The 18906-nt window shown below is 52.5% G+C and carries 20 protein-coding genes; 1 reads left to right on the plus strand and 19 read right to left on the minus strand.

Annotated elements, in window-relative coordinates:
• From fliD to ACN0VD_RS10490, 17 genes are all read right to left on the minus strand, one after another.
• Positions 1–1356: a flagellar filament capping protein FliD gene (fliD, locus tag ACN0VD_RS10410; protein ID WP_417593937.1), complete on the minus strand. Its 1356-nt coding sequence runs from the start codon at positions 1354–1356 to the stop codon at positions 1–3.
• Positions 1357–1424: 68 nt separating this feature from the next.
• Positions 1425–2567 (minus strand): EscU/YscU/HrcU family type III secretion system export apparatus switch protein, encoded by a 1143-nt coding sequence (locus ACN0VD_RS10415; RefSeq protein ID WP_417593939.1) that lies wholly within the window; start codon positions 2565–2567, stop codon positions 1425–1427.
• The gene (fliR, locus tag ACN0VD_RS10420) at positions 2567–3349 is read right to left on the minus strand and encodes a flagellar biosynthetic protein FliR (RefSeq protein ID WP_417593941.1); all 783 of its coding nucleotides are present in this window, start codon (positions 3347–3349) and stop codon (positions 2567–2569) included. The genes ACN0VD_RS10415 and fliR overlap by 1 nt, the downstream gene beginning before the upstream one ends.
• Positions 3346–3621 carry a flagellar biosynthesis protein FliQ gene (fliQ, locus tag ACN0VD_RS10425; protein ID WP_417593943.1) on the minus strand — a complete coding sequence of 92 codons (276 nt, stop codon included), beginning with the start codon at positions 3619–3621 and terminating at the stop codon, positions 3346–3348. The genes fliR and fliQ overlap by 4 nt, the downstream gene beginning before the upstream one ends.
• Positions 3622–3624: 3 nt before the next feature.
• Complete coding sequence (fliP, locus tag ACN0VD_RS10430; protein ID WP_417593945.1) at positions 3625–4401, minus strand: flagellar type III secretion system pore protein FliP; 777 nt, start codon at positions 4399–4401, stop codon at positions 3625–3627.
• A complete protein-coding gene (locus tag ACN0VD_RS10435; protein WP_417593947.1) occupies positions 4391–4645 on the minus strand; it encodes a FliO/MopB family protein in 255 nt (84 codons plus the stop codon). The genes fliP and ACN0VD_RS10435 overlap by 11 nt, the downstream gene beginning before the upstream one ends.
• Complete coding sequence (gene fliN, locus ACN0VD_RS10440; RefSeq protein WP_417593949.1) at positions 4645–4986, minus strand: flagellar motor switch protein FliN; 342 nt, start codon at positions 4984–4986, stop codon at positions 4645–4647. Before fliN ends, ACN0VD_RS10435 begins: the two co-directional genes overlap by 1 nt.
• A gap of 9 nt (positions 4987–4995) precedes the next feature.
• Positions 4996–5916 (minus strand): FliM/FliN family flagellar motor switch protein, encoded by a 921-nt coding sequence (locus ACN0VD_RS10445; RefSeq protein ID WP_417593951.1) that lies wholly within the window; start codon positions 5914–5916, stop codon positions 4996–4998.
• Positions 5917–5939: 23 nt separating this feature from the next.
• Positions 5940–6515 carry a flagellar basal body-associated FliL family protein gene (locus ACN0VD_RS10450; RefSeq protein ID WP_417593953.1) on the minus strand — a complete coding sequence of 192 codons (576 nt, stop codon included), beginning with the start codon at positions 6513–6515 and terminating at the stop codon, positions 5940–5942.
• A 44-nt stretch (positions 6516–6559) separates the two neighbouring features.
• Positions 6560–7936: a flagellar hook-length control protein FliK gene (locus ACN0VD_RS10455; RefSeq protein WP_417593955.1), complete on the minus strand. Its 1377-nt coding sequence runs from the start codon at positions 7934–7936 to the stop codon at positions 6560–6562.
• Positions 7926–8294, minus strand: a complete 369-nt coding sequence (locus tag ACN0VD_RS10460) for a hypothetical protein (RefSeq protein ID WP_417593957.1) — start codon at positions 8292–8294, stop codon at positions 7926–7928. Before ACN0VD_RS10460 ends, ACN0VD_RS10455 begins: the two co-directional genes overlap by 11 nt.
• A 74-nt stretch (positions 8295–8368) precedes the next feature.
• Positions 8369–9727, minus strand: a complete 1359-nt coding sequence (locus tag ACN0VD_RS10465) for a FliI/YscN family ATPase (RefSeq protein ID WP_417593959.1) — start codon at positions 9725–9727, stop codon at positions 8369–8371.
• Positions 9720–10403, minus strand: a complete 684-nt coding sequence (locus ACN0VD_RS10470) for a hypothetical protein (protein WP_417593961.1) — start codon at positions 10401–10403, stop codon at positions 9720–9722. The genes ACN0VD_RS10465 and ACN0VD_RS10470 overlap by 8 nt, the downstream gene beginning before the upstream one ends.
• The gene (locus tag ACN0VD_RS10475) at positions 10396–11448 is read right to left on the minus strand and encodes a flagellar motor switch protein FliG (protein WP_417593963.1); all 1053 of its coding nucleotides are present in this window, start codon (positions 11446–11448) and stop codon (positions 10396–10398) included. The genes ACN0VD_RS10470 and ACN0VD_RS10475 overlap by 8 nt, the downstream gene beginning before the upstream one ends.
• Complete coding sequence (gene fliF, locus ACN0VD_RS10480; RefSeq protein ID WP_417593965.1) at positions 11441–13189, minus strand: flagellar basal-body MS-ring/collar protein FliF; 1749 nt, start codon at positions 13187–13189, stop codon at positions 11441–11443. The genes ACN0VD_RS10475 and fliF overlap by 8 nt, the downstream gene beginning before the upstream one ends.
• Before the next feature lie 3 nt (positions 13190–13192).
• A complete protein-coding gene (fliE, locus tag ACN0VD_RS10485) occupies positions 13193–13552 on the minus strand; it encodes a flagellar hook-basal body complex protein FliE (protein ID WP_417593967.1) in 360 nt (119 codons plus the stop codon).
• Between the two features lie 3 nt (positions 13553–13555).
• A complete protein-coding gene (locus tag ACN0VD_RS10490) occupies positions 13556–14836 on the minus strand; it encodes a sigma-54 interaction domain-containing protein (RefSeq protein WP_417593969.1) in 1281 nt (426 codons plus the stop codon).
• A gap of 301 nt (positions 14837–15137) precedes the next feature.
• Between ACN0VD_RS10490 and ACN0VD_RS10495 the strand changes: the two genes are divergently transcribed.
• Entirely contained in the window at positions 15138–15953 is an 816-nt protein-coding gene (locus ACN0VD_RS10495) for a flagellin (RefSeq protein ID WP_417593971.1), read from the plus strand.
• A gap of 104 nt (positions 15954–16057) precedes the next feature.
• Here the strand turns inward: ACN0VD_RS10495 and ACN0VD_RS10500 are convergent, their stop codons facing one another.
• Both ACN0VD_RS10500 and flhA read right to left on the minus strand, forming a co-directional pair.
• Positions 16058–16777 carry a sigma-70 family RNA polymerase sigma factor gene (locus ACN0VD_RS10500; protein ID WP_417593973.1) on the minus strand — a complete coding sequence of 240 codons (720 nt, stop codon included), beginning with the start codon at positions 16775–16777 and terminating at the stop codon, positions 16058–16060.
• A 20-nt stretch (positions 16778–16797) separates the two neighbouring features.
• Positions 16798–18906, minus strand: a complete 2109-nt coding sequence (gene flhA, locus ACN0VD_RS10505; RefSeq protein ID WP_417594117.1) for a flagellar biosynthesis protein FlhA — start codon at positions 18904–18906, stop codon at positions 16798–16800.

Here is an 18906-nt window from a genome sequence, read left to right on the forward strand (position 1 = left end):
TCAGTTATCGTCGTTATAGGCAGCGAATTGTTGCTCAAGATAGGATTGGGTAGAACGCAAGAGCGACAGCTGGCGTTCAAGCCCTGCAAAATTGGCTTCCAATTGTTCGCGCAGTTTTTCACCATCCGCGGTGATCTTTTCACGGGATTCCGCGAGCGAATCGCGGATAGCTTCCAGCCGTTCCTGAGCTGCGGTCAAAGCGCCACCATCGCCTTGCAATGACGTCGAAATCGCTTCGAGCGCGCCTGACAAGCCAATTTTGGTGTCGGTAACCACCACTGGTTCGAGCATCAGTTTAATCGCGCCACTGTCAGATGCGATCGCCGCATCGAGCCGCGTCTGATCGATCGTCAAGGTGCCATCATTTTCTGTACGCACACCAATATCTGCGAGCGTTTTGAATTCTCCGACATCCGTGAGTTGGGTTGACGTCAACTGACTAAGATTGCGGATGGTTTCGCGGGCACCACGGTCGCCCGCCAGGGGACCTGCAGTCGTCCCCTCCAATCCAGGCTTTGTTGCCGCGTTCAGCGAACTGCGCAGTTCGTTATAGGCGGTAACAAACTCGCTCACCAAACTGGAAATATCCAGAGGTTCGGAATCCCCGCTAATCGTGAATTGCGTACCGGGTTCGGCGGCCAACAGGGAAATCTGGACACCTGGAATCGCGCCGGTAATGGTGTTGCTGCTGTTGGTCAGTTCGATGCCATCGACTTTTATAATGCTATCGGTTGCTGTCGCAATATTGGTCAGGTTCATTGCGGGCGAAACCCCGCCTTGTGTCACCGAGAAATTATTCGCGGTACCTTCCTGCGCTTCCAACACGAGCCGGGCACCGGAATTATCCGTCAAGATCATCGCTGTTACGCCGCTATTGCTCGCATTTATTGCGTCTCGCAAACCGGTCAGACTGTTGTTGCTGCTATCGATAACAACCTCGAAGCTGCCGCCACCGTTGTTGATGGTCAGCGTTCGCTCGCCCACGGCGGCGGCGGCGCTGGCAAAGACATCCGATATTTCGCGCTGGGCAGCCGCTGTTTGTATAACCTCAACCGAGGCAGGCAATCCTTCCGGACGAGAATCTTCCAATACCGACGCATTTGCCAGATCGGTACGACTCGAAATCAAATCACCAACAAAACCCTGCCCGTTCAAAGTCTCTTTGACAGCCGCGGCGAATGTCGCGAGGGCCGACTTGGTAGCGGCCATCGCGGATATCCGTGTGGAATTGAGTTGCTGGCGTGTACTGAGTTGCGTGAGTTTCGCACCCTGAGAGGCAGCCAATAGGTCGGTAACCAGTTGCGCCGTGTCAATTCCCGATCCAATACCGAGGCTATTTGCGACATTTGTAAACATGATAAACTTCCTTTGAGTATTATTACGGCGCGTCCGGAAAAGAATTAATGGTTTGGTGAAATCTAAAATTACGCCATGCGTGTCCCATCAACGCCATATTTGACGTCGTCCGGGAGCGATATTTTCGGTTTGTGGATGGGGCTGACCAATTTGGCGTCGAGTTGAATCAGGAAGCTAAGGATCATCGCCACGGCGCCATAAAGGCGATCATCAATCACACTCCCGACATCCGACGTATAATATATCGATCTTGTCAGATCCGGATATTCCATGACGGGCTTGCCCATTTCACCAGCCATTTCACGCATGGCCAGCGCAATCACGTCGCATCCCTTGGCCAGCACAACAGGCGCCATATCCTGTTCGCGATCATAGCGCAGAGCGACGGCAAAGTGGGTCGGATTGACCAGAATGACCGTAGCTTCCGATACAGCCTTGCGCGTGGAATCGTTGAGCATTTCGCTGCGCCGCTGACGCTGGAGCGCGCGAACGTCGGGAGATCCTTCGCTTTCCTTATATTCGTCCTTGATTTCCTGTTTCGTCATTTTCAGCCGCTTGCCGCGCTGGAATAGCTGGATCGGAACGTCAATCATCGCAATCAGCACCATACTGACGCAAATACCCGCCAGAAGCTTCAGGAATAACGACGAGAAACTCTCAATCGCATTGTTGAGGTCCTGCGCGGCGAGCTGCGCCATCTCCTCCAGATGCAGATATAATATCGATCCCCCCACGGCGCCGATCAAAACCACTTTCATCATGGATTTGCCGAGTTCCATCACGCCATTTGACCCGAAAATGCGCTTCAGACCCTTTATCGGATCGAGTTTTGACGGCTTGGGTTTCATCGCCGACCATCGAAAGCCAAATGATCCCAGCATGGCAGGTGTCGCAACCGCAGCAACCATCAACAATGCAAACAGGCTCATAAACTCTGGCAGTATATCGGATAGCAAAGCGGCGCTGCGGCCGCCGACATCGAACGACTTGATATCTTCCGGGTGGATGACGAGCGCACGCGTGACCATGTCCGCCAGCGCGCGGTAAAGCAGACCGCCAAACATCAGAAAACCCATCGTCCCGACAAAGACAATCATGGCACCGCCCAGATCGCGGGACTGGAGAACATCGCCCTTTTTGGAACTATCCTGTAATTTCTTGGGGGTTGGTGCTTCGGTTTTTTCACCGCCACCGGGGCTTTCTTCCGCCACTACACGCCTCCCGTGATGAGCGTAGCCTGGTCAAGGCCCATCCCTAATGCCTGAATGACGGCGTCGCCGATAATGGGTGCTGTCACGGCCAAGGCCACCAGGCCGACGGTAATCGTCACCGGTATGCCAACAGCAAACAGATTGAGCGCAGGCGCAGTCCGGGCAAGAAAACCCATCATTATCTGAACAAGAATGAGAGCGCCGCCAACCGGAAGTGCGATGAGCAATCCCATAGAGAATAAGGTCCCGCCAAACTGGACAATGCTATAAAACATGTCAGCCCCCATCATCGCAAAACCGGGAGGAAGCGCAGCATAGCTTTTTACGATTATCGCGATCAGCAGCAGATGGCCGTCAATGGCAAGCAGCAACAAAGTCGCAAAAATCGTGAGAAACTGGCCGATTACCGGTGTAGACTGACCCGTTTGAGGATCCGACATGCTGGCGAAACCGAGGCCCATCGCGTTGCTGATGGTCTCCCCGGCGATCAGCACGCTGGAATAGCCCAGTTGAAGGGCGAAACCGATCGCCAGTCCGGTGACGACTTCTCCCATGACAAACAGGCTGTTGCCCACGGTGATCGCTGTTTCGGTCGGCAATTCAAAGCTTACGCTGCTCGTCGCAACCATCCCGATCAGGAATGAAAGCAAGATACGGATCTGGACGGGCACGTTGGCAGCGCCAAAAATTGGTGCAACAACCATTGCTGCGCCCGGCCGGATCATCGCCATCAGCCAAATCCACATTTGACCTTCAAACTCTGCAAATCCCGGCGCAATCACAGCAGGAGATCCGGAATGCGATCATAGATTTCACGGGTGAAATCGGCGATCAGCAGCAAGATGGAACCGCCGAAAACCGCGACAACGACAGCAACGACAATCAGCTTGGGAACAAAGCTGAGCGTTTGTTCATTGATAGACGTGGCAGCCTGCACCATGCCCAGCAGAAGCCCGACCAGCAGTGCTGGTATAAGCAATGGGGCGGCGGCGAGCGCGGTAATCCAAAGCGCCTGTTGCGCTATGCCGATAAAGAAATCCGGATTGTCAGTCATGATCTAGACCGCAAACGAGCCGGCAAGCGACCCCATGGTCAAAGCCCAACCATCAATCATCACGAACAATAGCAATTTGAAGGGCATGGAAATAATCACGGGCGACAACATCATCATGCCCAGCGCCATCAAGACGGCCGCCACCACCAGATCAATGATCAGGAATGGAAGGAAAATGAGAAAGCCGATTTGAAAGGCGGTTTTGAGTTCACTGGTCATAAACGCGGGCAGCATGATAGAAAACGGAATCTCTTCGGCCGAGGCGAAACCGTCCTTGTCCGACAGTTCCATGAACAGCTTCAGATCGCTTTGCCGGGTCTGTTTTGCCATGAAGCTGTGCATTATGGTTCCGGATTTTTCAATCGCCTCGGTCAAACCGATCTCGTCGGCCGAATAAGGGGCAATCGCTTGCTCGTTAATCTTGTCGATTTGTGGCGCCATGACGAACATCGACAGGAACAGCGACAAGGCAAGCAAAACCTGGTTGGGTGGTGTTTGCTGCAAACCGAGGGCGTGACGCAATATCGACAAAACGATGATGATCCGGGTAAAGCTGGTCATCATCAGGATCAGCGACGGGAGGACCGTCATCAACCCCATCACGATCAATATCTGCAATGTCGTGCTCAGGGGTTGACCGTCTCCCGAGATATCATCCAGTGCACGTTCGAGTGCTACGGATGCTCCAGGGGTTGCGTCCTGGGCGAATGCCGGATCTGCTGCATAGGCTGTTGCGAAAAACAGCATCACCGCCATGAGGGCCTTCATACTAGTCCGCATGATGTACATCAATCTTCTCGATACCGGTCCGGGTTACCGCCAACAAAATCTGACGACCGCCAAAATCAACCACGGCCAGTTTGCTCTGCACCCCCATGGGAAGCGTTTCGACAACGTTCAAAAGGTTTGAATTTTGCCGCATCATCATCTGAGGCTGATATTTCCGATAGAGCCATAGCGAACCAAAGATGAGCAGGCCGATCAATGGCACCATGATAAACAGCTTTATGATGTAATAGGTCATCAGTTGCGTCTTTCCACACGAGCGCGCGCCATGCCGTTGGATACGATCTCGGCGATCCGCACACCGAATTTATTCTTGACCGGAACCACCTCTCCCCGGGCTACGAGCGTCCCGTTGACATTGATGTCGATCAATTGGTCGACCTGTCTGTCGAGTTCGACCACGGAGCCTTCTCTCAGATCCATAATTTCGGATATTGTCATCGACACATTGCCGACTTCAACCGAGAGTCTGACTTTGATATCGGATAAGAAGCGGTAATGGTCCTGGGCTGGTACCCCCTCGATATCGACGCGTGTCGCAGTGTCCAGCATTTCGCTATCATGAGTCATATCATTCATGTTCTAATCCTATAAAATTTGATTGATTTTGAAGGCTACACCGCCATTTTGTTCACCGATGCTGCCGTGGGCAAAGACCCTGTCCCCGACGACAAGTGGAACATTGTCGGTTGGTGCCACGGGTATAATATCGCCGATAGCAAGTCGGGAAAGTTCCGACAGTTGCATGGTGGGACGGGCAAGTACCGAACGGACAGGTACATAAACCTGCTTGACGGAATCTTTGAGGGCGGCGGTCCAGATCGGATCGGCTTTGTTCGCCGTCCTGTGATGGGGGCGGTTCAATTGTGGTTCAATTGCCACCAGTCCGTCCAATGTCTGGACGACATCGATCGCTGCAATCTGGTGGCCGGAAAGTTCAGCCGATGTAGCGGAAACCAGTACATTGTCATCTTCCAGATTCAGCTCGACATCGTTTTTGGCATAGAAACAGCGATTATAACGAGCCGGCAAATCAAGCAGCGTTGACCAGGCATCGGTCAATGCGGCAGCGATGCCCCCCGCCAACCGATCAATCATCGCAACTTCCGATTGTTTAAGGTCGCCGGTGCTGTGCGCTTCTCCATTGAATTGCCCACCAAAGAAACAATCTACGGACGCAGTCAAAAATATGCGGGCAATCCTAACCAATATCCGGCTCTCTGACGCACCGAGTTGAAATTCGAGATAAACAGAATCGGTTTCCAGACCGGACAGCCAGTCGTTGAACAACAATTTGGCGGCATCGCCCACTTCGACGTTCAGGTCACAATCAATGACGTCGGAAAGATATAATTTCAGAACGGAGTCCAGCTTCCGCTCGACCTTCTTGTAAGCCGATAGCAGAATATCGTCCGGACCGCCCCGCTTGAGCAGGCTGTGGTTTACCGCACCAGCAACATTCTCGTCCGTTGCTCCGGAACCGGCTGGCGATGGTTGGGAATTCGTCATGGTCTTGCTACTTTCCGACGCGCTTACTGGATGACTATGTTGGTAAAATAGACATCTTCAATTCCGCCAAAACCGGTCTTCTCCTTCAGCGTTTCATTGATGACGTCTCGCAACTTTTTCTTCAGTCTGAGCTTGCCTTCCGGCGTCTCGAGCTTAAGCGGATCCTGTTGTGACAATTCCATGAGAACCGCCGACCGAATGGCAATTTCATGATTGGTCACATTTTCGAAAACGCGTTCGTCATAAAATGTAGAAACCGCCAAGGATATCTGGGCGAAGCTGTCCGAATCTGACAGGTTCGATGTAAACGGTTGCTCGATCTGGTGATAGGTCACCTTGAAGGCACTCAGCGCAGTTGATGGCGCGGCGTTCGCCGCTTCCTTGTCACTGACAGCAGTCCCGTCTTTCATGATGATTTTCGGTTTGTTGGGGTCTTCTCCCCCATCATGACCTCCACCAATCATCCCAGCTGCATAAAATCCGCCAGCAGCACCGCCGCCACCGAGCAGTACGATCAGCACAGTGCCAAAGAGCACGGTTTTCAGTTTGCTCTTTTTCTTGCTCTTTGGATTTTCATCATCTGTTTTCGTCTTTGACATTTTGACCTCGGGGTTGATTAAATTTATGAATTCGGGACTGGGTTTCAGGCGTATCGGCTATTATCGGCTGCGGGATCTTTTTCGGCAGCGCTATCAAACGTCTGCGCCATTTGACGGTTCTGTGCCGGGCTCTCTTGCTGTTCCCGGGAGGTGCTATTTTCCTGTTGCGACAGATTTCCGCCGTCGGACCGTGATGACGAGAACATGTTCTCTTTCACGTCAACGCGCAGCGTCACATCGTCGCGTCCCTGGGACTTCAATACTTCCTGAAGCGCTTGACTATGCTGAAGAATAATGTCCTTCGCGGCCCGATGATCGGTTTGAATTTCAACAATCTCCGTTGACCCGCGCGTGGTAAAAATAATTTCCATCCGACCGAGATTGCGAGGATTTATTTCAAATTTCTTTGTTCCCCCATTGCCGGAAATATCTGCGATTTCAGCACCAAGCCGTTCGGCAAGCTGAGGTGAATTCATATCGAATGCAGCGGGCTTCTGAATGCTATCACGAACCGCCAGCTGAGCAGAAGAATTGGCAAGCGGCATTTGCTCCATCGCCGTTTCAAAGCTCTTGATCGCCGGCTGAGCATCGAACTTGACCGGCTCAGTGAATTCGGCATCTGCAATGGTTGATGTCTGCCGGGAAGAAGTAACCACCGGCGAAGCGTCCCGTTGCGACGAACGGAAACCGAACTGGCCCAGCTCGGACCGTGCAGCTTTTTGTTCCTCGCCTGTCGTCAGGAGTGGAGACAGTCCTGCCGCCTGCTTGCCTGCCTCGATCTGACTCTGTGGATCGCTGGAATCGGCGTCGGTAAGTCCCAATTGATTCGATTTCAATAGTTTGGCAGCCGCCCCTGTTAACGCGTTGCTTTCACCGCGAACTTGTTGCTGCAAGCCCTGCAGTTTTCCAAGCCTTTCGTCGGACAGTTGACCATCGACGACATCAGCCTCTCCCGAGGTGGCGCCAATATCAGAAGCAAGTTTCGCGGAATCCTGCCCCCCCTGCCCATCAGCGGCAAAGGCAATTGACGGGATATGGCGCAGCCCCCCCCGATTGATCATCGCATCCTGATTGAACGGAAGCGACGTTTTTCCTTCCGGAACGTCAGATTCAACGGGATCGGTTGCAATCGATCCTGGATCAACATTTCCTGCAAATTGTGCCTGGTTGAACATAGTGTTGCCAAAACCTTGGCTTATAACTGGCAGATCATCGGTGCTGCCCCAAAATTCGGCTGGCACGGCATCGATATCCAACGTGTCGATTTCCATTCCATCGACACCGGCCTGTGACTCGTCCTCAGAAGATCGCAACAGGGAGTCAAAATCAGAATTGAAAGAATTATTTTCCATATCCACAGGTCTTGCAGAAAACATGCCAATTACGGAGTGAGCGGCTTCAGACATGAGTTTACCAATCATCACGACGTTCCCTTCTTTTGTAATTACCTATATTATACAATATGTTACTTGATAAATCCTGTTGCCGGATATCGCGTTTGCGGAGCGAGGAAATCTTCGATTTCAACAACTTCTCCGTGCCATCGTGAATAGCCTGGGCGGCAAGATTTTGCCGCTCTGCAGCGGCAAGATTTTGCATCGCGACTTGAACGGACTCCTCAACCACATCGGAAGCTTTCAGCAAGCGGTCAGACAACTCCATCTTTGCGGCAAGGGAACCTGCCGTCGCCGCCACGTCATTCTGGCGGGTCTCGGCGTGCAGATTTTTAATTCTCTGCGCATTGTTTTCCAAAGAAGCGCAATGGTTGCCCGCTTGCATCAGCGCGCGCTCCTTCAACCGCTTTTGCGTATTGCGAACCTTCAATACTCGCTTCAGGCCCCTGACTCGCTGCTTCATGATGAAAACAGACTGGAAAGCTGGCCAACACTGGTTTGAAAATCTACCAGTTCACGCGGCTTCTGCTTGATAAACTCAATAAGCATTGGCCAGCTCGCCAGGGCCTCATCAATGCTGGAATCATTGCCTGCCTGATAAGCGCCCATCAGAACCAGATCCCGGTTTTCCTCGTAGATTGACCACAGGCGTCTGAAATGGAGCTGTGCTTCTTGATGCTCGGGTTCGATAATATCAACCGCCACGCGGCTGATTGATTTACCCACATCGATCGCAGGAAAAATCCCCTGCTCTGCCAGCGGTCTCGACAAAATGATGTGACCGTCAGCGATGGCGCGGGCACTATCAACCACCGGATCGTCCAGGTCATCGCCATCGGCCAATACAGTATAAATTGCGGTTATAGACCCTCCGCTATCACTGTCATTTCCGGCGCGTTCGATCAGTCGCGGGATCAGGGACAGGGCAGATGGCGGATAACCCTTCATAGTCGGAGGTTCACCGGCGGCGAGGCCGATCTCACGCTGCGCATGCGCGACGCGGGTTAGACTATCTATCACCAGTACCACGGACAGCCCCTTTGACCGGAAATGCTCCGCGATCGCGGTCGCACGATAGGCAGCTTTCAGACGTGAAGACGGTGAATGATCAGCTGGGACAGCGACCGTTACGGTGGGAACTGAACCCTTCAATCCGCGGCGGCGGCTGACAAAATCATTAACCTCGCGGCCACGCTCGCCGATCAGACCGACGACAACGACATCCGCCACGACACCATCCAGTATCTGGTTGATCAACATTGACTTGCCGACACCCGATCCTGCGATAATCGCCATGCGTTGGCCCTGCCCCATGGTGAGCAATCCATTGATTCCACGAATTCCAATGTCGATCGGCCTGGAAACGCTGGCGCGCCGAAGAACATTGTCTTCTTGTCCTGCCAACGGAACGGTCTCAGTGGTCAATATCGGGCCTTTGCCGTCAATTGGCTCTCCCATTGGTCCGATAATCCGCCCAAAAAGAGCTTCACCGACCGCAGCCTGATTGGACTTGGCATATGGCGACACCCGGCTTCCGCTGCGCAGCGGAGCATCTTGCACCATGGGAATCATCAGCGTTTTGGCACCCTTGAAGCCAACCACCTCGGCGCTTATTTCGCGGCCATCAGTAGCGATAACCCGGCCCGAATAACCGATCGGATATTCGAAGCCGGTTACCTCCAGCATACCATTGTCGTGCGCCGACAGTTTGCCGACATAACGCGGTTCATTTCCAATATCATCGAGACGCGCCAACACGTCGCAAACAGATGACGGAGATCCGATGGTTTCGGCAGTCGCAGTGGATATATCAGTCATGACCAGCCGCCGATGCCAAGCCGCTAAACTCGTCGATCAGAGTTCGCAGTTCATCCAGTACAACGTCTGAACCTTTTTCAATCCAACCACCGGAATGGCTGAGTTTCAGATTGCCCCGAAGCATGGTTTCGTCACCGCGCAGGGCCAATTTGCAGAGATCTTTGTCAATAAGGTCTATATCATCGGGATGGAGCACAAGTATGGTTCCTTTTTGATCCCGATCCACGAGTTCTGCCAATTGCGATGCCCAGGCTTGCAACAAGGCTGGATCGGGAATCGCCAGTTCGGAGCAACGCTTGAACAGCGACTCAACCGCCGATAAAATGAATGCATAACTGTCGGGCGATGACAGATCGTTCAAATGCTGGATCGCATCGGCCAATGCATCGCGATTCTGGTTCGATGCAGCATGTTCCTCCTCCAAAGCGGCCTGTCCGTCTTCCCATCCCTTTTTATAGGCGACATCGAATATATCCGCATTTTGATCGACGGCGGGCTCGGCTTTCTCAGGCGGATTGCGGCCGACGAAACCTGTAAAATTTTCGCCATTGCTGTTATTGCCTTCGGCGCCCAGTCCACTGGCCCAGGAAGAGAATTGCCCCTGTTCTGTGGCCATTCGCCACAAAGGTACCACTTCCCCATATTCGAGAGTTTCAGCCGGATTAAGATCAGACATAATCAGCTCCAACGCCGACCATATTTATTTCGCCATTGTCGAGCATCACTTTAGCGACGGAGATAATGGCTTTTTGTGCAGCAACGACGGCATCCATCGGTTGTGGCGGCGCGTCTTCCATATCGTCCTGAATGGTTTCGGCCGCCCGTTTGGACATAGCCCCAAAGATTTTGGTTTTGAGTTCCTTCGGCGCACCCCGCAGGGCTGGGACAAGAATGGTGGCATCGATTTTCCTGACCACGGAACCAATGTCCTTTTTGCTCAAATTCATCAGATCTGCGAAGACAAACATCTCTTCCTCGATCTTCTTCGCGGTTACCTTGTCGCGCTTCATCAATTCTTTCAGCAGCGCCTGCCCCCGTTCTTTCGGGAGATTGTTGATAATAGTCGCGGTATCGAGCACGCCTCCAACCTCCATCGGCGGCAGCACCTCTTCGTCAAGTGGCTTATTTTTCTCCAGAAGAGCATGAAGATGTGCCAGGGCCTTACCGCTGACAGGGCCAAGCGTAGCCACCCGGTACATCAAGTCTGCCTGAATTTCTGACGGCAGCAATTCTATGGTTTCGGCCGCAACCTCGGGTGTTAAAAACGACATCAGAACGGCAGATATCTGCGGCGGTTCGTTGATGATCAGATGCGCGATATCCTTTGCCGGGATCCATTTCAGTATTTCCGCAATATTGCTGGGTCTTTTCGGAGCGAAACGGTTCATGATTGTCTCGGCACGAGAGGTGCCCAAAGCCCGGCGAAAAACGCGACTGACTTTTTCATCCGTCTTATAGGACAAGGTAGTCTGGTTCATGATCAGCATGAGGAATCGATCCAGAGAACCGTCAATCTGCGTTGCATCGACATTGGCAACGCTGAACATCGCTTCGCCCAGGGCTTCAACTTCATGAGGCTCAAGCCGTTCCAGTATTTGGGCGGCTTCATCATCGTTGAATAACAGCATCAATATGGCTGCGGTCTGGCGACCGGTAAGCAGTTCCAACTGCCTGCCTTCTCCCATCGTTTCAATGTCATCTTTCTGTGCGGTATCAGGCATCTGCTTCTTCCAGTTCGTCGGATTCCTTGAGTAATTCCTTCACAACCAAAGCCGCATGATCCGGGTTCTGCTTGACGAAGTTTTGAGTCAGAACGGCACGTTCCTGATAACTTTTGGCGGCTGTAATCATTTCGATGGTCACTGGAGGACCAAGCGCACCCGCCGTCTGGTTCTTGAGCGCTCCCCCATCCTGGGTCGCATCTTGACCAGAACCGTTCATCATATCGCTACCGTCGAAAAGCATTTTTTGATCTGCATCGGAGCGCAAGGCTTTCTCGGACATTTGCCAGCGTTTCAGAACCGGGCGGCCGATGCCAAATATGATCAACAGAGCGACAACGAGGGCAGACAGATTCCGCAACAGCGTGCCGAACCATGATGTTTCATACCAGGTTTCTGAAACCGGTTCGTCAGCGACTGCCTCAAATCGACGCGTGGTGACTGCGATCTGATCCCCTCTATCAACACTATAGCCGACGGTGCCCTTGATCAGCTTTTCAATGTCCTGGATTTCCTTTGGAGACTTTTTGTTTTTCAACGCCCGATCATCAATTGCCACGGCAACGGAGAGACGCGACACCTGACCAGGGGCTTGATTGATGACCGCAATTTCACGGGCGAGTTCAAAGTTCCGGCGATATTCCTCACTGGTTTTCATGGGTTCGGTCGCATTGGCAACCTGTTCTTCGGCGCCCGCCGGCTGTTCTGCAAACTCCGCTGGTTCGGGAGGACGGTTGGCTAACGCTCCAGGAATACCACCTGCGGTATTACCAACAGGCTCATTAGATTTCTGCCCTTGTTCAGAACGCAAGACGGATCCGTCAACCGGATAAGATTCGCTGGTCGCTTGTTTTTCGTCAAAATTGACGTCAGCAGTCACTTCCGCAACAAAATTGCCGTGCCCCACCAACGGTGTCAGCAAGCTGGCAAGTGACTGACGATAACGATCTTCGATCGCGGCTTTGACTTTCAACTGGGCAGCACTTCCAGGGGAAAGTTCATCACTATGGCTCGACAATAATCGACCATTCTGGTCGATTACGGATACGTTGGAAACGGACAATCCCGGTACCGAACTGGCTACCAGATTGAGGATCGCCTGCGTCTCTTTTTCATCAAGCCTCGCCGAGCTCGCGAGATGCAAGATCACCGAAGCCGAGGGTTCATTTCTGTCCCGCAAGAATATGCTGGGTTGCTCAACGGCCAAATGCACCCGCGCCGACACGACACTGTCAATCGCCTCAATCGACCGCGCCAGATCCATTTCACGAGCATTGCGCAGTTTCTCTGATTCAACTGCTCGGCTGGCCCCCATCGGCATGCTTGACATGATAGTGTCGCCGCTCGGTGCGGATCGTGGCAAGCCCTGGCCGGCCAATTCGATCTTGGCGGAGTGATAGTCGTCTTTGCTAACCGTCAAGGTGCCGGTGTCATCGTCAACTTCATAGGGAATATTGGCGACCTGCAAAGCTTGCATAACCGCGGATTTGTCATTGTCCGGCAGACCGCGAAACAGGTCCCGTTGTGGTGCCTCACGCAATACGAGCCACACCGAAATTGCGGCCAATACCACCGCCGACAATATGATGAGTGGCATCGCCCGTGCGATCGCTGGCTGTTTGACGAACGACCGCAGCGATCCGAACAGGCTGCTTGCATCTGCAAAACTACCCGTTGCCGGCAACTGGGCATTGGGGCTGGTGGGCGTCAGTGACTGACCATTTGGTGATTGCTCGGCCATTTATTATACCTGCATGTTCATTATGTCTTTGTAGGCAGACAATAGTTTGTTGCGGACCTGCAACGTGGATTCAAACCCCAGGGATGCTTTGTGCTTCGCGAGCATTACGGCCGCGACATCATTGCTCTCGCCCATCTGATAGGCCTTCATTTCTTCTTCTGCGGTTGCCTGAAGCTTGTTGACTTCCTGAAGCGCACTGGTGAGCTGGTCGGAAAAATCATCCGAACTGTTCGGCTTTTTGGCATCAGAAGTACGCCCCGGTTCGGCCAAGCCGACATTCTTGGCGATATCCTGCAGCGCATTGTTCTGGTTGAGGATGGCGTTCCGTGCGGCCATCAGGATATTCATATTGACTGAAGACATTTTTTAGTTCCTTTCCATGGCGCAAGATCGCATATCGGCCATCCGGTAACGCAAAGTGCGCTCCGAGATGCCGAGTTCTTTTGCGGCGTCACGACGATTGCCATTGGTTTTTTCCAATGTTTGATTAATTGCTTCATATTCGACATTTTTGGAAATCGAGTGCAAATCACGCCCGCGAATGAACCGCGAGGAATGACTGGCTGAAACATCATCCTGCTTCGGCTTTGTTGCTGGCCGGGGTCCTGAAAAGACCAGATCGTCAGCCATAATTCGATCGCCGTCACACATGACCAGCGCACGTTGCAGAATATTGGATAGCTCGCGCACATTGCCCGGCCACTTATGCGCTTTCAGTCGCTCGATGCAGCAACGGGAAAGCGGAATGAATCGTTCGTTGCCCTTTTGAAAATCGATCATCATGAATGCGGCGATGGCAACAATGTCGGCAGGCCGGTCGGCAAGAGGGAGAAGATCAATCGGCATGACGTTCAAGCGCCAATATAGATCTTCACGAAACCGCCTTGCCGCGACCTCTTCGGCAAAGTCGCGGTTGGCCGCGCATATTACGCGAACATCGATTTGTTCGTGGCGAGATGAACCGACGGGAAGGATTTCGCCTTCCTGAAGCACGCGAAGCAGTTTGGACTGGCTTTCCAGCGGCATCTCAGTGATCTCGTCGAGAAATATCGTGCCGCCATCAGCTTCTTTAAACAAACCGACCGCACTGTTATAGGCGCCGGTGAAGGCACCTTTTTTATGGCCAAACAGGATGGACTCGATCATTGATTCTGTAAGAGCGGCACAGTTTACGGTGACAAACGGCTTTTTTGCCCGCTGGCTGTGTTCATGAATGAATCTGGCCATGCCTTCTTTACCGGTACCGGTCTGACCGGTAATCATGACATTGGCATTGCTGCGCGCTACGCGAGCGGCATATTTATACAAAGCTACCGATTTTGGGTCAGCATAAGCCGGCCCCTTGCCACCGCGCATCGATTCAACAATGCAAGACAGACCAAATTCTCTATCCGCTTTGCCGAATTCGATACGCAGTGGTTGGCTGAGGGTAGCCGGAACGAAATGAAATGGTCCATCGCGGTAAACCACGACAGGATCTTTTGCTCCTCTACATTCACCTTTGGATGCTTCGCGGATTGTCCGGGGTAGTTGCGTAGCGGAAGATGAATTGCGAGAGGCCGAGTGCATTGTTTCAACACCCGCCAGCAAATCGACAAGTTCTGGAAACCTAGAGACCAGGCTAGGGTTCAGTTTATCGTTGATCATGGCCATTCCCTCACGTTGCTTATCGAGCGCCGGATCTAGTCCCCCGCGCTCGCCAACCTTCTTTGCAATGGCCGTGCCAGTTTCATAAACGGCAAGAATCTACCGATCGCGGTCTATATACCTGTCGGAAAACCGTCATATGTGTCGGAAATTGGACGCTTTTTCCCTTGGTTGTCAGAAAGCCGACAGTTTGTTGCTTAATTTGCTTGCGGGGCGTCCGTTAACTTCCTCGAGGCCGCTTCATCTGACGAGGTGACCCGCTAGATGAAACGATTACTTAAACTGTGAAAAGGATGATACCATGACTGTAATAGGAACCAACGTTACCGCGATGCGCACCGCCTATGCTTCTAACCAGGCTGAAATGGGTCTCGCAAAATCTATCGAACGCCTGTCAACCGGCAGCCGCGTTAACTCGGCTGCAGATGACGCTGCTGGTTATTCGATTGCTACGCGTATGACATCTGAAGTGCGTGGACTGAATATGGCTGTCCGCAACGCAAATGACGGAATTTCGCTTGCGCAGACCGCTGAAGGCGGCATGAACGAAATTACCAGCATGCTGCAGCGTATGCGTGAACTGTCTGTTCAATCTGCCAACGGCACGCTGTCGGTAGGTGACCGCACCAACCTGCAGGTCGAAGTTGATGCATTGGCCCTCCAGATTCAGGATGTCGCGGATCGGACAACTTTCAACGACGTGGCCTTGCTTGATGGCACGAATGCTACGATCGACATTCAGACCGGTGCCGACGCCAGTCAGACTGTTGCGATCACATTGACCGACGTTAGCGCCGCTACCTTGGCTGTTGACGCACTGGACATCACTACTACGGCTGGCGCAGCGGCAGCATTGACGGCCTTGGATACCGCCTTGGATACGGTAACGACTGCACAGGCTTCTTTGGGTGCTGACCAGAACCGCCTGCAAGCTACCGTTTCCAGCCTGTCTGATCGAATTGCGAACATGACAGAATCCCGTTCGCGGATCATGGATGTTGATTTCTCCGCTGAAACAACCGAGCTGGCCAAAAACCAGATCCTGAGCCAGGCTTCGACGGCTATGTTGGCACAGGCGAACCAGTCTCAGCAGTCTGTTCTCAGCCTGCTTCGGTAAAATCAGAACATAACAAACACGAGAAAGCCTCTTCCCGATTGGGAGGAGGCTTTTTTGTTGGTTATGGACAATTGTCGGCCAGGCAGCGGATGCTAAACAGCAAACTATCTGATAGTCATTGCAGCTTGAAGTTTCTCCAGTGCCCGTTTTTTTATCTGGCATATGCGCACTGACGATACATCGAGTATCGCCCCGATCTCATCAAGCTGCATCTCTTCCACAAAATAGCAATTGAGTATAAGCTGTTCACGCTCGTTCAACTGCTTCAGATTGGCAGAGAGCAGTTCTGCCATCTGCGCCTTTTCCAGTTTTTCGTGCTGGTCATCCTCCTGGTCCGTAAACCAGCTGCTGGAATCACAATATACTTCGTCGAGTGAACCAAGATGCACATCAATTGCCCGATCTGCATGTTTGCGGAAATCACCTGGTTCCATATTCATCGCTTGGGCCAGTTCTGACTCGTCCGGCTCCCGCCCCAGCTCTTGCACCAGCTTGTCCCGACATCCGCGTACTTTCTTGTGCCAGTCGACCGACGCTCTGCGCAAATTGCATGTTGATCTTAACTCATCAATCATTGCGCCGCGAACACGCACATAGAGATACGTACTGAAACTATGTCCCTGATCGACATATTTCTTTGCGGCCTCAACCATTGCAACCAGACCGACCTGGATCAGGTCCTCAATCTCCATCTGATCAGGTGCAAATGATTTCACCTGCCACGCAATCTTTGTGACCAATGACTTGTTCTCTTCAATAAGCCGATTTTCATTAATATTCATCTCGCCATATGCTTCTGATGCGCGACTCTGTGTATTCAACATATCGTGTTTCCGATTAGTGATTAGTTTTGATTTGCATCTGTGACAGCCAATGCGGGGCTGGATTGCGGAACCCCGATCTTGGTCAGTACTTCGATCGATTTATCGTCTGGCAATTCTTGGTAAGAAAGAACGGTAATATCCGGGAAACGCTGCTTCAACAGAGCGCCTAACGGCCGCCGCACAACCGGAGAAGTGATGAGTGCCACGTTGCGGGCTTCCAACGGCAGGTTACGAGCAGCTTCGTCCACGGCCTCGATGATCTTCTGTGCCAGCTGTGGTTCAATCGGATAGCTCGCATCTTCACCGACTTTCAGCGCCTTAACCAACAGGTTTTCCAGTTCTGCATCCAATGTTACAACCGGAAGTGGCAAGCTGATGGGCACCATGGTTTGGACAATCAAATCCCCAATTCTTTGCCGTATTGCATCAACCATTTGCGCGGTGTCGGTGTGCTGGCTGGATGCTTCCAACATCGCCAGACATATTTTCTGGAAGTCCTTGACTGGCACCTTGTCGGCGAGCAGGTCACGACATATCGCGGTAATAGCGTATAGCGACAAAGGTTGCGGGGTCAGGCTGTCCACCAGTTGCGGTGAAGATTCCTTGAGGAAATCCAGCAGTTTTTGTGCTTCATCCATGCCGAATAGTTGCGCTGCATTGCGCCGGACAACATCGTTGAGATGGGTTGCCATGACCGTGGGCGCATCGACAACCGTATAACCGGCAGCAATCGCCTGGGATTTTTTATCCGCGCTGATCCAAAGCGCATCCATGCCAAATGTCGGATCCTTGCACGGACGGCCCTCGATGACCGAATCCACATTGCCATCATCCAGGGCGATAAAATCGTTGGGCCAGACCGTATCTTCGCCTAAAACCACTCCCCCCATCATGATCCGGTAACCATTTGGTTCCAACGTCAGATCATCCTTGATCCGAACGAGCGGTATGACAAAACCAAGCTCCTTGGATATCTGGCGACGAATGCCGGTGATCCGTTTCATCAACGGCGCACCCTTGCGGTCTTCCACAAGCGGAACCAGACCATATCCGATTTCGATACCAAGACGTGCCTTTTCGGATACATCGTCCCAGTCTATCTGTTCCGGGTTTTTCTCAATGACTGGTTCCGCGACCATGTCCACCGGCTTCGGCTTCCGGATCAGATAGACAGCAATGCCACCGGCAACCACCGCCGCAGAAAGAACGACAACATGCGGCATGCCCGGCAGAATGCCGAGAATCGTCAGAATGACCGCAACCGGAATCCATGCAGCGCCGGAACCAAACTGTCCCGTGATCTGATCTGCCAAATTCTGGGTTGATGAAACCCGCGTTACAATGGCCGCCGCAGCAATTGACAATATCAGCGCGGGAACCTGTGCAACCAAAGCATCACCAATCGCAAGCATGGAATATGTGCTGGCGGCTTCGCCGAAAGAAAGATCATGCGTCGTCAGCCCCAGAATGATGCCACCGATAATATTGACAGCCAGAATGAGAATACCGGCAACGGCATCCCCTTTTACAAATTTTGAAGCGCCATCCATTGAACCGTAAAAATCGGCTTCGGTGGCAACTTCGGACCTCCGTGCCTTGGCTTCCTCAGGTGTGATAAGCCCGGCATTCAGGTCAGCATCAATCGCCATTTGTTTGCCAGGCAAGGCATCCAAGGTAAAACGAGCCGAAACTTCTGAAACCCTGCCGGCACCCTTGGTGATAACGATAAGGTTGATAATCATCACGATACAGAACACGAAGATGCCGACAACATAATTGCCGCCCAGCAGCAGCCCGCCGAAAGCCTCGATTATCTGCCCTGCGGAATCGCCGCCTGCATGGCCTTCAACAAGCACCACCCGGGTAGAGGCAACGTTCAACCCCAGTCGCAGCAAGGTTGCGAACAATAAAACTGTTGGAAAGCTCGAAAAATCTAGCGGCTTGCTTGCGTTGAGCGCGACCATCAGAATAGCAAGCGAGATCATGATATTGGTGATAAAACCAATATCCAGCATTATCGTCGGCAGCGGCAACACCATGAATATGACCAACAGCAGCGTTGCCATCGGGAGCAATCCGGACTTGAGGTGATCCGCCATTTTATTCAACGCGAAAAGTTTCTGTATCAT

The sequence above is a fragment of the Parasphingorhabdus sp. genome, from assembly GCF_048267785.1.
Taxonomy (GTDB): Bacteria; Pseudomonadota; Alphaproteobacteria; order Sphingomonadales; family Sphingomonadaceae; genus Parasphingorhabdus.

Excerpts from the sequence above, each read along its gene's own strand:
- fliD (WP_417593937.1), bottom strand. The coding sequence starts at position 1,356 with ATGTTTACAAATGTCGCAAATAGCCTCGGTATTGGATCGGGAATTGAC.
- fliQ (WP_417593943.1), bottom strand. The coding sequence starts at position 3,621 with ATGACTGACAATCCGGATTTCTTTATCGGCATAGCGCAACAGGCGCTT.
- fliP (WP_417593945.1), bottom strand. The coding sequence starts at position 4,401 with ATGCGGACTAGTATGAAGGCCCTCATGGCGGTGATGCTGTTTTTCGCA.
- ACN0VD_RS10435 (WP_417593947.1), bottom strand. The coding sequence starts at position 4,645 with ATGACCTATTACATCATAAAGCTGTTTATCATGGTGCCATTGATCGGC.
- fliN (WP_417593949.1), bottom strand. The coding sequence starts at position 4,986 with ATGAATGATATGACTCATGATAGCGAAATGCTGGACACTGCGACACGC.
- ACN0VD_RS10445 (WP_417593951.1), bottom strand. The coding sequence starts at position 5,916 with ATGACGAATTCCCAACCATCGCCAGCCGGTTCCGGAGCAACGGACGAG.
- ACN0VD_RS10450 (WP_417593953.1), bottom strand. The coding sequence starts at position 6,515 with ATGTCAAAGACGAAAACAGATGATGAAAATCCAAAGAGCAAGAAAAAG.
- ACN0VD_RS10455 (WP_417593955.1), bottom strand. The coding sequence starts at position 7,936 with ATGATTGGTAAACTCATGTCTGAAGCCGCTCACTCCGTAATTGGCATG.
- ACN0VD_RS10460 (WP_417593957.1), bottom strand. The coding sequence starts at position 8,294 with ATGCAAGCGGGCAACCATTGCGCTTCTTTGGAAAACAATGCGCAGAGA.
- ACN0VD_RS10465 (WP_417593959.1), bottom strand. The coding sequence starts at position 9,727 with ATGACTGATATATCCACTGCGACTGCCGAAACCATCGGATCTCCGTCA.
- ACN0VD_RS10470 (WP_417593961.1), bottom strand. The coding sequence starts at position 10,403 with ATGTCTGATCTTAATCCGGCTGAAACTCTCGAATATGGGGAAGTGGTA.
- ACN0VD_RS10475 (WP_417593963.1), bottom strand. The coding sequence starts at position 11,448 with ATGCCTGATACCGCACAGAAAGATGACATTGAAACGATGGGAGAAGGC.
- fliF (WP_417593965.1), bottom strand. The coding sequence starts at position 13,189 with ATGGCCGAGCAATCACCAAATGGTCAGTCACTGACGCCCACCAGCCCC.
- fliE (WP_417593967.1), bottom strand. The coding sequence starts at position 13,552 with ATGTCTTCAGTCAATATGAATATCCTGATGGCCGCACGGAACGCCATC.
- ACN0VD_RS10490 (WP_417593969.1), bottom strand. The coding sequence starts at position 14,836 with ATGATCAACGATAAACTGAACCCTAGCCTGGTCTCTAGGTTTCCAGAA.
- ACN0VD_RS10495 (WP_417593971.1), top strand. The coding sequence starts at position 15,138 with ATGACTGTAATAGGAACCAACGTTACCGCGATGCGCACCGCCTATGCT.
- ACN0VD_RS10500 (WP_417593973.1), bottom strand. The coding sequence starts at position 16,777 with ATGTTGAATACACAGAGTCGCGCATCAGAAGCATATGGCGAGATGAAT.
- flhA (WP_417594117.1), bottom strand. The coding sequence starts at position 18,906 with ATGATACAGAAACTTTTCGCGTTGAATAAAATGGCGGATCACCTCAAG.